The organism is Amycolatopsis sp. NPDC058986, from assembly GCF_042741125.1.
Lineage (GTDB): Bacteria > Actinomycetota > Actinomycetes > Mycobacteriales > Pseudonocardiaceae > Amycolatopsis.
Genome location: NZ_JBHYJW010000036.1, coordinates 1 through 13,934 on the forward strand (window position 1 = coordinate 1; position 13,934 = coordinate 13,934).

Sequence of the window (13,934 nt, forward strand, 5' to 3'; positions counted from 1 at the left end):
AATGTACCAATGGTCGTTTAATCCCACATTGAGGGACTCTGAGTCCCTCAATGTGGCATTCACGGACCGCGCGACGGGGACGGGGACGGCGGGGAGACTTCCAGGACGCGGGCGGGGCGCCAGCGGCGTTTGCGGCCGGAGCGGTACACCCGGGTCAGCAGCAGCACCGTCAGCACGAGGCACAGCGCGCCGAACACCCCCGCCACGGCCAGGACCGGGCCGAGTTCGTCGTGCGGGACGACGCCGACGCCCCGGGCGCCCGGCGGGACGACGGCGGCGATCCCGGCGGCGCCTTCCTCGGGGAGCACGGCGGTCACCGCGGCCATCGGGTTCACCGTTCCCCAGCCCAGCGCGGGATCCGGCAGCTTCGCGGCCGGATGTGTCGCGGTGGCCAGCAGCCGGTGCTTGACCTGGGCGGCGCTCAGCGTGGGGCGGTAGGCGCGCACGAGCGCGGCGGTCCCGGCGACGAACGGGGCGGAATAGCTCGTGCCGTTCCCCTGCCAATGTCCTGGCCCGCCGGGGCCGAGGCCGAGCACGTTCACGCCGGGCGCCACCAGCGACAGGAACGGCCCGGTCTGGGAGAACTCGGCGTGCTGGCCCGCTTCGTCCACCGCGCCGACCGCGATCACCGACGGGTAGGACGCCGGATAGGTCACCGGATCGCCCTGTTTCGCGGTGTTGGCGGCGGAGGCGACGAGCACGACGTCATGGCTCGCGGCGTACTCGACCGCGTCGGCGAGCTGGGAGTTCTGCTCGGTCGTACTGGCCGAAACGTTGATCACCCGCGCACCGCCGTCGACCGCGGCCCTGATCCCGAGCGCCATCCCCTCCGGCGTCAGCGCGCCGTCCTTCTTCGGGTCGTCCGTGTTCGCACACCGGATCGGCAGGATCTGCACCCCGGGCGCCACCCCGGCGTACCCCGTTCCGCTCGCCGGGGACGCGGCGATGATGCCCGCCACGAAGGTGCCGTGCCCGTAGCAGTCGCTGTCGGCCGGCCCCCTTCCCGGTTTGGTCGTGTCGACGCCCTTCAGCACGGTGCCGCCCCGCAACTGCGGCACCGCGCCGTCGACGCCGGTGTCGACCACACCCACCGTGACGCCCGCGCCGTTGGTCAACGGCCACACCCGTTCCGGCGCGAGCTGCTTTTGCGCCCATGGCACGGACGGATCGACGGTCCGCGGCGGCGGCAGGCACTGCACCTGCTTGTCCTGCTTCCCCGAAGGGGGCGGCGCCGAAGACGAAGCAGGCGGCAGCGACGAGGACGGCGGCGCCGGGGGCGGCGACGGTGCCGCGTACGCGGGAACCCCCATGGCGAGCACGCCGACGGCGAGCAGCACGGCGGACTTCACGGTGTTGTTCACGAGGCCACCGCGACAGGTTTGCCTTCGCCCGCCGCCTCGTCCCGCCAGAGCACCATCGACGTGGTGAGCCGGGCGATCGTGTCCGGATCCTCGACGAGCCGGAGCGCGGCGCTGCGGCGTCCAGCCAGCACGTTGTCGAGTTTCGCCAGCGCCGCGCGGTCGCGGTCGTCGAGGTCGGTCGACTCCAGCGTCTCGCCCGGCGCCAGCTCGCGGAACAGGACCGCGATCTTCGGCGCGCTCAGTGCGTCCGGGTCGTCCTCGGGCTCCTCCCGCTCCTCATCCGACACGGAGCGGACGGCCAGCGTCTTGAACCGGGCGCCCGCGGTGAACACCGCCTCGCCGACCGGGCGGCTCAGCATCAGCTCCGACGTCCGGCGCGCGGACGCGGGCCAGATCAGCACGTCGAGGTCGGCGCCGGGGACGGTCACGTCGAGATCCATGCTGGCGGCGAGAAAACCCGGTTCGGTGAGCACCGTGCCGGGGGTGCCGCGGTGTTCGAGCGACTCGGCGACCTTGCCCTGCCGCAACACCGCCCGCCGATGCGTGGGGAGCCGCCGCAGGCCCGACATCAGGCACGGGATCTGACCGTCCAGCACCGCGCCCTCGCCGGTACGCAGCGCGCCGTTGACCAGGTTCGCGGCACCCTCGCCCCGGCTGAGGTAGAGACAGACCGCGACGTAGTCCGCCTTGCCCGCGGGCGATTCGTCCACCCGCATCGACGGCCAGGTGGCCAGCGCCGCGTTCACCGTCGCGAGCGCGATGCCGAAGTCCTCCCCCGCCGCCGTGACGAACCGGTTCTGCTCGGCGGTGGTGCTGGCCCGCACCGGCACCGCGACCGGCTGGAGCGCGGGAGACGCCGGTGGGGCGGGCTCGGCATCGGCCGACGGTGCGGGTGGCTCCGTCTCCGCGGGCGGGGCGGGCTGTGGTGACGGCCCGGCAGCTGGTGCCGTCTCGGCCTCCACTTCCGCCTCGGGCTCGACCTCGACCGTTTCCATGCGGACCGTCTCGGCGGCCGGTTCCTCGCGCGGTGGCGAGCCTTTCGACGGACCGGACACAGTGGACGGTGTTATGCCACTGGACACAGTGGACACCGGCGCGCCCGAGGTCGTCATGATCGAGGGTGGCGCGGCCGCGGCGGGTGGCACCACAGGCGGTGCCGTCTGCGACCCCGCGGGCGGTGGGCTCACGCTGCCCGGTCCGGACGGCGCGACCGGCGGCACGGGACCGGGACCCGGTCCGGCGGGAACGGCCGGAACCGCGGGCGTCATCGGCCGAGCAGCACTCGGCGCCCACCCCCCGACAGGCCGCGCGGGCACGGAATCCGCAGGCTCGGGCCGGGAAGCACGCCGCGGCGCCACACCGTCCAATTCGGACGGAACAACCGGCGGAACGGGGCCCGGCCCGGTGGGCGGCACCGGCCGAGCGCCTCCCGGCGCCCGCCCCTCGGCAGGCCGGGCAGGCACGGAATCCGGCAGTCCGGAGCCAAAAGCACGCTGGGACGCCACGCCGCCCGGTCCGGACGGCGCGGCCGGGGCCGCCGGATCGGCGGGCAACGCCGACCGAGAACCCGCCGGTGCCCACCCCCCGGCCGGGCGGCCGGACCCGGAGTCCGGCGGTTCGGCCCCGGAACCACGCCGCGGCACCGCGCCATCCGGCCCCGGCGGAACACGCGGAGGCACCGGCCCGGCGGGAACAGCCGGAACCGCGGGCGTCATCGGCTGAGCACCACTCGGCGCCCAACTCCCGGCAGGCCGCGCGGGCACGGAATCCGCGGGCTCGGACCGGAAAGCACGCCGCGGCACCGCACTGTCCGCTGTGGACGGTCGCGGCGCGGGACGGCTCGGGACGAGCGGACGGGACGACGGAGGACCTGGCCTCGACGGCGCAGGCGGCGGTGTCGGTTTCCGGTTCGCCGCACGATGGTCGAGCGCGTGCGCGGCCTCGCGATCGGGGGCACCCGCGATCCGCACCCGGACCGCCGCGCGTTCCCCGTCCGGGAGGGCCTCGAGCAGACGCTCCGCCGCGGCCAGCACCGGCAGGCCGACCGGCTGCCCTGCCGCCCCCACCGTCAGCGTCCAGCGCGCGGGATCGAACGGCGCGGCGGCAGCGTCCGGATCGGCGTCCCCGTCCGCAGCGCGAAGCACCAGCCCGGACGGCACGACGTCGGCGAGCACCGGATCGCCGTCGCTCCCGGCCAGCCGATAGGACCGCTGCCCCTCCCGCTCCCAGCCGGGCGGGGGCGGTGCGACGGCGAGCACCTCCTGGTCCCCGCCGTCGGCGGCCTGCCGCAGCACGATCGGGAAGGGCCGGAACGCGCCGCCCGGCACGACGGTCGTCCCGTCGAGCTGCGGCCCGGCGCTGAACACGACGTCCCGGGAAAGGCGCAGGGCCAGTTCGATCTGCCAGGTGTGCGCCGCGGCCTCCGGCGTCGCGGGGACGACCATGACCGGCTGCGGCGGAAAACCGCCGAGCAGCTCGGCGACCTCGGCCGCCGACGGCGTCATCACGACGATCTTGGGGAACCGCTGGTTCACCGCGACGTCGAAGGCGGTGTCGACGGCGGTCGAGGCGTCGGACACCGAGCGGACCAGCAGGCCGCACGGCACCGGCGCGGCCACGACGGCGCCCAGCGGGACCGGCCCGGCCGGCAGCCAGGATTCCCACTCCGGCAAGGGAAAACGGGCCCCGTGGAAGCGCACCAGCTGATCGGGACTGAACCGGTGCCAGCCGGTGCCGCCCGCACCGTGTCCCGCGTACAGGGCCGCGCCCGGCATCGCCACGAGCCCGCCGTCGGGCGCGGCGATCTCGACGCCGAGATCCTCGGCGAGGCGCTGGGCCGCCTCGGTGTCGGCCGCGAGACCGCCGACACCGAGCCAGAGCAGCTCGATCCCGGCGAGGTGCTCGCGCAACAGCTCGGGCAGGGCGGACGCCAGCGACGGCACCTGGAGCGCACCGGGCGTCGCCAGTACGAGCAACTCACCCTCGGACAGCGGTGCCGCGCCGATCCGCAGCCGATCCAGGCCCGCTTCGTCACGACGCCGGACGAGCACGTGGCGCTGGTGCGCCTCGTGCTCTTCGACGACCAAGAGGCCGGGGTGTTGCTGATGCATCGTCTCTCCAGTCGGCACGGCTCACCTCATCGACAACAGGTCGTCCTCGGTCAGCAGGGTGAGGTCCGCGGCGTCGGCGTTCGTGGCGGCCAGGCGGGAGGCCTGCCGGTCGGTCATCCGCTCGAACACCCGCCGCGCGGTACGCCCATTGCCGAACGTGCCGTCCTTCGGGATCTCGTCGAAGTACTTCAGCAGCGCCGCGCTCGCCCCCTCGGTGAGCCGGTAGTCGTGCTTGCCGCACTGCGCGCGCACGATCGTCACCAGCTCATCCGGGGTGTAGTTGGCGAACTCGATGGTGCGGCTGAAGCGCGATTCCATCCCGGGGTTGGCGGAGAGGAACTCGGTCATTTCCTTGGAGTAGCCCGCAGCGATCACGACGACGTCGTCGCGGTGGTCCTCCATCAGCTTCACGAGCGTGTCGATCGCCTCGCGGCCGAAGTCGGGGCCGGTACCGCCGCCACCGGAGCTGAGCGCGTACGCCTCGTCGATGAAGAACACCCCGCCGAGGGCGGTGTTGAACGCCTCGGTGGTCTTGATCGCGGTGCCGCCGATGATCTGGGCGACCAGATCGGCCCGCGCCACCTCCACGAGATGCCCCACGCGCAGCACGCCGAGCTGCGCGAGGATCTGGCCGTAGAGCCGGGCGATGGTGGTCTTGCCGGTACCGGGCGCCCCGGCGAACACGAGGTGCCGCGCCATCGGCGGGGCGGACAGCCCGGCGTCCATCCGCCGCTTCGCCATCTTGTTCAGGTTGACCAGCGAAGTCACTTCGCTCTTCACCCCGGCCAGCCCGACCAGCCCCTGAAGCTCTTCCAGCGGGTCGGATCCGAGTGCCGGCCGCTTTTGCGTGTCGTCGGCGGGGGCGGCCCGCGGCGTGGCACCGGCGGAGGCCGCGGTGCCGTACGCGTCGTTGGCGAGGTTGCCGCCGCTGATCAGGTCCAGCACCTCGATCGCCTTGCTCGGCCGGAGCTGCCGGATACCGCTGCCGTGGTTGTCCCGGACCGTGCATCCCTTCACCGTGACGGCTTCCCCGGTCTCCAGCAGGATCCCGTCGGCGGAGCCGCCGGAGAACTCGGAATCGAGCACGCTGCCGGACGCGCCCTCGGCGAACGTGCAGCCCGCCCCTTTGCTTTCCTGGACCCGGCAGCGCGTCATCGACAGGTCCGCGCCCGAGCCCGCGTGCACCCCCTCCTTGCCCGACCGGAAGAGCTGGCTGTCGGACAGCGACAGCGCCGCGTCCGCCACCCGGACAGCGGCGTCGGCGACGTCGCGCGTGTTCAGCCCGCTGACCGAGGGCCGCGCCGCGCCCGACACGGACAGCCCCGCCCCGCCGCCTTCGACCTCGATGTTCTCCAGCCTGCCGCGCGCACCGCCGTCCACCTCGATGGCCGCGCCGTCGCAGCCCCGCACGTGCAGCCTGCGGAAGAACGGATCGGAGCCGTCGTCGATCCGCACCCCGGCCGCGGTGCATCCGGCGACGGAGACCTGGGCGAACTCGGGCAGGCTCCGTTCCGTCACGCCGATCCCGATACCGTCCACATCGGACACTTCGCAGCCGGTGACGGAGCCGGACGCCCTGCCCATGAAGTGCAGCCCGCGCCCCCGGGTCCCGCGCACCCGGCAGCCGCGCAGTGCCGGGGCGCAGCCCTCGGCGACGAAGATCCCTTCGGCACCCGCGCCGTCAACCGCGCAGTCCTCCAGCACCACCTGCTCCGACGTGGCGAGGTAGAAGCCGATCGCGGTGGTGTCGCGCACGTTCAGCCGGGTCGCGGTCAGCCCGGCCTGCTGCTCCACCGCGATCGCGGGCTTGCCTGCCCCCGACACCGTGGTGTCCTCCACGGTGAGCCTGCCCTGGCCGTTGAGGCAGATCCCGTTGGCCGCCGCCGGCCCCACCACGCAGGACCGGACGTGCAGCCCGCCCTGTTCGGCCACCACGACCGCGGAGGTGCCGAGATCGGTCAGCCGGCAGTCGTCGAGGACCCCGCCTTCGGGCGAGGTGACCACGACCCCGGCGCCGGCGGCGTTGCGTACCTCGCTGGACCGCATGAGCAGGGTTCCCTGGTCCCGTACGAAAATCGACGCCCAGCTCGACGCCTCGACCGTGCACTCGGTGACGCTGAGCTGACCGCTCATCACGAGCACCGCCGGGCTGTCCGCGTCGGCGGCGACCACGGTGACACCGGACAGCGCCGCCGAATCCGCCTGGAGCGACACGGTGACGCCGGTGGCCGCGACGATCCAGACCGTGCCCGGCCCGTTCTCCGCGGTGATGGTGACGGGTTTGGTCAGCACGAGGTTCTCGGTGTAGCGGCCGGGACCCACCACGATCACCGCGCCGTCGTGCGCGTGGTCGATCGCCTCGGCGATCGTGCGGTACCCCTGCCCCGGCGTCTGGGTGACCGCGATGACGTTACTGCTCACAACTCCTCCATCGTCCCGAGCTTCACGCGCCGAGCGGTTGCGGCCGCCCGCCGAGATCGGACGTGGCCAGCCCGTGCCGCGTCCGGCAACCCGCCTTGGCGAACAGCCTGGTGAGGTGTTTCGCCACGGTTTTCTCACTCATCCGCACCGCGATCGCGATCTGGCGGTTCGTCCGGCCGAGGCGGATCAGCTCGATGATCCGCAGTTCCGTCTCCGACAGGTCCTCGCGGCGGTCACGCTGTTCGGCCACCACGCCCCCGCTGCCCTGGAGCGATCGCTTGGCCCGCGCGGTCAGCCTCGCCGCGCCGATCGACTGCGCGATCTCGAAGGCCTCGGTCAGCCACGGCGCCGGTTCGGCGGCCGTGCTGCCGACCAGCTGGCAGGCCAGCGCCAGCTCGAACCGGTTGCCGCCGCCGCGCGCGAAACGTTCGGCCGCCCGCGCCCTGGCGCCGTCGCCGTCGACCAGTCCTCGCACGTAGGACACGGTTTCCAGCGCTTCGGGGCCGGTATCGCGCGAGTACGTCCGCTCGACCTCGGTGAGGACCCGGCGGGCCTGCAACGGTTTGCCCGCCTCCACCGCGATCGTCGCCATCCTGCGCAGGAGCAGTCCGGTACCGGGGCCGCCCCGGCGAGCGCGCAGGCCTGCCCGCAGTGCCCCCGCGCTGTCGCCCGCGTTGTGCCGGGCCCCCGCGTCCACCCAGGAACGCAGCACCGGGAAGGCACACTCTCCGGCGGGCACGGACTCCAGCCAGGCCGCCGCGCGCTGGTCCTCGCCACGCCACGCGCACATCTCCGCGGCGTGCAGGCGGGCGCTCTGACGGGCGAGCGCGTCGGCATGCGGATCGAGTTCGAGTTCCCGCGCCGCGCTCAGTGCCGCCGTCCAGTCGCCGTCGGCGTACCCGGTGAGCACCCGGTGGTACGCGGCGAGCGGGCCGTCGGCCGGGGTACCGAAGTCCGCGCCGAGCACCGAAGCGAGCACCGGGACCAGATCGCGCAGGGCGAAGGCGTGTTCGAGACCGCGGGTCCGGCGTTCGATCGTCGGCAGGACCGGCGAATGCCGCAACGGTGCGAAGGCGGTCTCGACGTCGCCGATGGTCAACTCCGCCTGCGCGCCCGCGAACCACCGGTCGCAGAACCCGATCGCGGCGGGGACCTCCCCGTCGGCGGTCACCGCGGCCCGGACGGACGCGGGGATCGGGCGTCCGGAATGGAGCGCCGCCAGCGCGGCCGCCGCCGCGAGGTCCGCCGAGTCCAGTTCGCCCGCGGGCACCTGGCCGACGAAACGCGCCAGCCCCGCGTAGTCCGCCGTGCGGACGAAGTGGCGGATGAGTTCGACCGCCGCGCGGGAGCGGTGTTCACCATCCTCGGCGTGCCACCAGGCCGCGTACCGCCGTCCGGTGTCCGATGTCCCGTCGCGGAGGTTCCCGGCCAGATCCGGCCGCCGCGGGAACGTCGTGCCCGCCGCGGCGAGATGCCGGGCGAGGACGAACGGGCGCTCGCCGTCGGCTTCGAGCAGGTGGCCGACGATCGCCTGGTGCAGTGTTTCGCTCGCCGGGCCCGGCACGGCGGCGCGCAGCGCCGGGCAGCGGACGCTCAGCCGCCCCTCGGCGTCGGCGCCGAGCACCCCGGCCCGGACCAGCCGGTCGGCCGCACGCCCGTAGTCCAGTGTCGAACGTCCCGTCGCAGCTGCCAGCAACGGGATCTCGTCGACGCCGAAGTCGGTGTCCCCGGCGAGGCGCACCAGCTCGCGACCGAGGGGGCCGCAGTCCGCCAGCTCGACGAGCAGCCGGTGCCCCGGCGGCAACGCGACGGGCTCCTCCGGATCACGCAGGCACACGTGACCGTGCACCGTGGCCAGCCGATCGCGCAGCCGCAGATCGGCCACTGTGGACACGATGGTGCCGGGATTGCCATACAGCGCACCGAGACCGTCGCGAACGGCTTGGCGGAGGGTGTCGTCGACCGGCAGTCCGGCCGCCTGCCGGAGCACGGCGTCGGAGTCCTCTTCGGACAGTGCGCCCAGTTCGAGCACCAGGTCGGCCGCCTCGCCGAGCTCGGTGTCGTCGGCACACGCCGCGATCACCAGGCTTCCCGCGTGGCGGGCCGCGGCCAGGGCGATGGCGGGCTGGGCGAGGCGGTCCGCGTCGTCGACGACCACGGCGACCGCGCCCAGCCTGCGGAACACCGTGCCGAGCGTGGTGGCCAGCCGCGACCTCTCCCAGGCGGACTCGTAGGCCTGTTCGGTGCACAGGCGGCTCAGCGCCTCGATCGCGTCGGCGAGCCGCGAACGACCACCGAGGTCCTCGAAGCGCTCGCGGATCGCGTCGAGGACGACGCGGACGCCGTAGCGGTCCCATGCCGGGTGATGCGCCGCGCCGGACATCTCGAGGACGAAGATCCCGCGGTGGATCAGCTCGATGGACGCCTGCGCCAGCACGGCACTCCGCCCGCTGCCCGGCTCACCGCGCAGCACGGCCAGCGCCCGGCCGTCTGCCGCCGACCGGAGCGCGGCCAGCTCGTCCCGCCTGCCCACGAGTCCCGTGCGCTGCCGTCCCATCCCGATGTTCCTCCCCGGTACCCCAAGGCCAGTGGTTCCGCACCGGCGTGGACCGGCCGGTGCCGGGAACCGAGCATCCCGACGCTCACTTCACGACTTCTCTATCCGGTCTCTATCCGGCGCCACCTCTCACGACCAGCGGGGAACCGCCGTCGCGCATCGCCGCCGACAACTCGATCCGGGACCGGTACCCGGTACGCGCGAACAAGCGGCTGAGCCGGTTCTCCACGCTCTTCTCACTGACGCGCAGCGCCATCGAAAGTTGCCTGTTGGTCAGCCCGTCGGCGACGAGGACGGCCAGCAGGTGCTCGCTCTCGGCCGCCGTGCGCGTGCGCCCCGGCACGACGATCCCGTGCTCCCGCATGAGGTTGCGCGACCACGACCGGTGCAGCAGGGCGCCGAACCCGCCGAAGATCTCGTAGGCCGAGCTCAGCAGCGCCGGATCACCGGCACCGTGCCGGACCAGCTTTTCGTACACCGTGGCCGTTTCGAACGGCTGGTCGCGACGGCGCACCATGGCGAGACATTCCTCCGCGTTCGCGCCGTCACCGTCCACAAGGGAGCGAATGAGCGCGGCGTGCGTCAGCACGCGGGACGTCGGCATGGTCCCGGCGAGTTCTTCGATCGCGGCAAGGCACCGCTTGGCCTCGTCCGGGTCGCCGGCCTGGAGCGCGAGGTCGGCCAGTTCGGACCAGCAGAGATCGAGGCCGACGGCAAGCCCCCGCCCGGCGGCGGTCCGCTCGCACTCGTGGAGCTTGGCCATGGCGCCCTCGCTCTCGCCGAGCGCCCACTGGATCCGCGCCTCGGCGATGTCGAGCAGATGTCCCAGCCGCGGACCCGACTCCCGCGCGGCCGTCAGCGTTTCCCGCGCCGCGGTCAGCTTTCCCTGTGCCACCAGCACGGTGATGATCGTCAGCTGCGTCGCGGAGTACCCGATGTGGTAGCCGCGGCCGGCGCTGCGCGTCCGATCCCGGCGGGCCAGGTCGACGGCCCGCTCGACCTCGCCACGCATCGCGGCGAGCGCGGCGCGATCGCCCAGCGGCAGGTTTTCGAGATCCTCGCCGGCGAGCAGCTTCTCGGCGCCGGCGGAGTCACCGATGACCAGCAGGGCCGACGCCTGTGCCGTCACCCGCTCGGCCCGGTGGCGGCGCACGGCGCGCGGCGCAACGCCTTCGGGAGCGGGGAGGTCGCGTTCGGACAGTTTCTCGAACAGGTCACTGTGGCCGGTCCACAGCGCCGCGAACGCCTCGAGCAGCGACCCGTGGAGAACGGTCGTGGCGCTTCCGCCGCGCCAGCGTTCCCCGGCTTCCGCGAGCACGTCGCGCACTTCGCCCCAGCGGTCCAGCATGCCCAGCGCCAGCGCCCTGGTCACCGGGCGCTGGGAGGGATCGTCCTGCCAGCCGCGCCAGGATTCGGCGATCTTGCGCAGCGTTTCGTCGTCCCCGACGCTCTTCAGCGCGCGCACCGCCATCACCTGGACCGCCTGTGCCACGTCCGGCGCGAGCTGATCGGCGAAATTGGTCAGCAGGAGCTGCGCGCCACGGAGGCTGCGCTCGTGCCGGCCGCGGGAATGGCAGATCTCGGTGTGCGCGAGCAGGGCCGTCACCCGTTGCGCCGGGTTCTCCGCGAGTTCGATCGCCGCGCCGAGCCAGCGCGACGCCCGCGACGGCAGGCGGTCGCCGACCTCGGCCGACCGCTCCAGCAGCGCGTCGAAGGCGAGGCCGGGGTCGATCAGCCGTCCGGCGTCCGCGACCAGGTCGGCGAGGTAGTCCGGATCATCGCACCGCGCCGCCCCCGTCCACACCGCGGTGACGGCCTTGGCCGAGAGGCGGCGGCGTTCGAAAGGGCCCATGGCGGCGGTGAGCGCGGTGGCGAGGACCGGCACCGGAATCCGCCACGAACGTCCGTTCCGGCCTCGGTGCAGGACGCCCTCGCGCCGCAGGTCGTCCAGCAGTGCCACGACCTCGGCCTCGTCCGTCTCGAGAACCTCGGCGACCAGTCGCGGGACGGCCTCGCCGAGCGGCGCGAGCACGGACACCGCGGTCGCGGTGGCCACGGCCTTCGGGTGCAGACCGCGCAGCAGCCGGAGGAATTCGTTGTCCGGCGGGCATTCCACCGGCCGGGAAGCCGGTGCGAGGTAGGCCGTGTCGCCGATCAGGCGAACGGCACCGCTACGCCGCAGCATCTCGATCGCGTCGCGGACCGCCGCCGGGATCCCCCGGGAAAGCTCACCGATCCTCGCGACCAGCTCGTCGTCCGGCTTCGCCCGCGTGGCCACCGCGAGTTTCCTGGCGATCTCCTCCGGCGTCATCGGCCGGAGACGGACCGGGCACGCGAGTGCGTCGCCGCGCAGCTCCCGCAGCCAGTCCCGATGCTCGGCGGGCATCGGCGTGCGGATCGCGCCCACGCAGGTCACGGCGGACCCGGCCAGCCTGCGCACCAGCGCGCCGAGGACGGCGCGGGAATCCCGGTCGATCCATTGCGCGTCGTCGATCAGCAACGCGGCCTCGCCACCACCGCGCAGCAACACGGTGGCGGCCGCGGCGGCGGCCCGGCGCGCGATCTCCGGGGACCGGTGTGCGCCCGCGACGGGCCCGAGCGGCATGAAGCCCGCGTCGGAGCCGGGCAGGCGTACCGGCACCGCGTCGCCGTCGCGGGTGAAGCGGATCGCCGACACCCGTGTCCCTCGCCGGGACAGCTCCTCGCCGAGCTCACCCAGCACCGTCGTCCGGCCGATGCCGGTCGGTCCCGTGATCGGGACGAACGGCCGGCCCGCGGCGAGAGCGGTGAGTACGGCGTCCACGCCCGTATCATGCGGTGCCGGCGACGGCCGGAGTGCTCGCTGACCGGGATCGGGGACTTTCGGAGGGTGAGTAATGCCCAAACGACTTACCGCTATGATCGCCGCGCCTGGCGGGCCTTCGGCGAGCTGTGTGGTTCGCCAGGACGCGCCCATCGAGCGATAGCATCGCTCGATGGAGCTGAGGCAGGTCGAGCACTTCCTCGCCGTCGTGCGGAACGGAAGCTTCACCGCCGCCGCGCAGGAGGTCCACGTCGTCCAGTCGGCACTGAGCGCGTCGATCCGCAAGCTCGAAGCGGAACTGGGCACACCGCTGTTCGAACGCACCACGCGCCGGGTGACACTGACCGAAGCGGGCAGGGCACTGCTGCCGGTCGCGCACCGGATCATCGCCGACGTCGTCGCGGCGCGGGGCGAGGTCGCTGCCGTCACCGGGCTGTCCCAGGGCCGGGTGTCGATCGGCACCATCCAGACGCTGACCGTCGTGGACCTGCCCGCCAAACTCGGCGAGTTCCGGTCGCGCTATCCCGGCGTCCGCATCCACGTCCGGGAAAGCCTCGTCCCCGAACTGGCCACCGCGGTCGCCAGCGGCGAACTCGATCTGTCCTATGTGGCCGGTGACGGACCGCTGCCGGACGGACTGCACGGATTCGCGCGGTGGAACCAGAACCTGGTCCTGCTGTGTCACCCGGGACACCGGCTGGCGCGCCGTCGCCGCGTCCGGCTCACCGAGCTGGACGGCGAGCCGTTCGTCGATTTCAGCGGCAGTGGGCTGCAGACCATGATCGCCCGCAAGCTCACCGAAGCGGGCGTCCGGCACAACCGGGTCTGCGAGGCCACCCATATGCCGCTGCTGGTCGACCTCGTGGCGGCGGGCCTCGGCAGCACCATCGTGCCCGAACCGGTCGCCGAAAGGTCCGGCCTGCCGTTCGCCCGCTTCGATCCGGTTCTCGACAGGGCCATCCACCTGACCGGCCGGGGGCCGGAACTCACCAACCCGGCCGCCAGGGCGCTCCTGACACACCTGCTGTCCTGACGGATGATCCACAAAGGACAGTAGCCACCCGCACCTCCGCCTCGCCCGGCGAAAGCCTCGGAATCCGGTCCCGGCACCACCGCGCTGCTAGCATCCGGACGTGACTTCCCCCGCCCCCGGCCACGACTACGTCGACGAGATGGTCGCCGCGCTGACCGGTTTCCACGCTCCGTCCACACTGGAGTCCAAGGCACTGGCCTACCGGCTGCGCCGGGTGGCCCACCGGCTGGAGATCGAGATCAAGCGCGAGCTGTCACCCCACGACATCGAGCTGTGGGAGCTGGAGCTGCTCGCCTGCCTCAGCAGGGCGCGGCCAGCCCAGCGGCTGTCCGCGGGGCAGCTGATGACCCAGCTGCAGCTGACGTCGGGCGCGGTGACGAACCGGGTGAACCGCCTGGAGCGCAAGGGCTGGGTGACCAGGGAGCCCGATCCCGGCGATCGCCGCTCGGTGGTCGTGACGCTGACCGCCGACGGCGCGAAACGGGCGGCTCACGTGTTCGGCACCAAGACCGAGGCCGAGGGCGCGTTGCTCGCGGCGCTCTCCCCCGCCCGGCGGCGCAGGCTCAACGACGATCTGCGCACCCTGCTCATCTCCCTCGAAGACCCCGACGGCACCAGTAAAACCACCCGGCGCCCCCAGCCCTGACCG

At 73.3% G+C, this 13,934-nt stretch carries 7 protein-coding genes; 2 read left to right on the forward strand and 5 right to left on the reverse strand.

Annotated features, from left to right (window positions below; genetic code table 11):
* Positions 1 to 59: 59 nt before the first annotated feature.
* The 5 genes from mycP to ACFW0G_RS28085 all read right to left on the reverse strand — a co-directional run bounded on the left by mycP (position 60) and on the right by ACFW0G_RS28085 (position 12,252).
* Positions 60 to 1,361 (reverse strand): type VII secretion-associated serine protease mycosin, encoded by a 1,302-nt coding sequence (mycP, locus tag ACFW0G_RS28065; RefSeq protein ID WP_378328407.1) that lies wholly within the window; start codon positions 1,359 to 1,361, stop codon positions 60 to 62.
* Positions 1,358 to 4,471: a hypothetical protein gene (locus ACFW0G_RS28070; RefSeq protein WP_378328408.1), complete on the reverse strand. Its 3,114-nt coding sequence runs from the start codon at positions 4,469 to 4,471 to the stop codon at positions 1,358 to 1,360. The genes mycP and ACFW0G_RS28070 overlap by 4 nt, the downstream gene beginning before the upstream one ends.
* 21 nt (positions 4,472 to 4,492) lie before the next feature.
* On the reverse strand, positions 4,493 to 6,892 hold the full coding sequence (locus ACFW0G_RS28075) for a right-handed parallel beta-helix repeat-containing protein (protein ID WP_378328409.1): 2,400 nt from the start codon (positions 6,890 to 6,892) through the stop codon (positions 4,493 to 4,495).
* A gap of 22 nt (positions 6,893 to 6,914) precedes the next feature.
* Entirely contained in the window at positions 6,915 to 9,449 is a 2,535-nt protein-coding gene (locus tag ACFW0G_RS28080) for an AAA family ATPase (RefSeq protein ID WP_378328410.1), read from the reverse strand.
* A 112-nt stretch (positions 9,450 to 9,561) separates the two neighbouring features.
* Positions 9,562 to 12,252, reverse strand: coding sequence for an AAA family ATPase (locus ACFW0G_RS28085; RefSeq protein ID WP_378328411.1), 2,691 nt, complete (start codon positions 12,250 to 12,252; stop codon positions 9,562 to 9,564).
* 172 nt (positions 12,253 to 12,424) lie between these two features.
* Between ACFW0G_RS28085 and ACFW0G_RS28090 the strand changes: the two genes are divergently transcribed.
* Positions 12,425 to 13,285, forward strand: coding sequence for a LysR family transcriptional regulator (locus ACFW0G_RS28090; protein ID WP_378328412.1), 861 nt, complete (start codon positions 12,425 to 12,427; stop codon positions 13,283 to 13,285).
* 100 nt (positions 13,286 to 13,385) lie between these two features.
* Entirely contained in the window at positions 13,386 to 13,931 is a 546-nt protein-coding gene (locus ACFW0G_RS28095; protein ID WP_378328413.1) for a MarR family winged helix-turn-helix transcriptional regulator, read from the forward strand.
* Positions 13,932 to 13,934: the final 3 nt, after the last annotated feature.

Coding starts and splice junctions, on each gene's coding strand:
- ACFW0G_RS28070 (WP_378328408.1), bottom strand. CDS start 4,471: ATGCATCAGCAACACCCCGGCCTCTTGGTCGTCGAAGAGCACGAGGCG.
- ACFW0G_RS28080 (WP_378328410.1), bottom strand. CDS start 9,449: ATGGGACGGCAGCGCACGGGACTCGTGGGCAGGCGGGACGAGCTGGCC.
- ACFW0G_RS28090 (WP_378328412.1), top strand. CDS start 12,425: ATGGAGCTGAGGCAGGTCGAGCACTTCCTCGCCGTCGTGCGGAACGGA.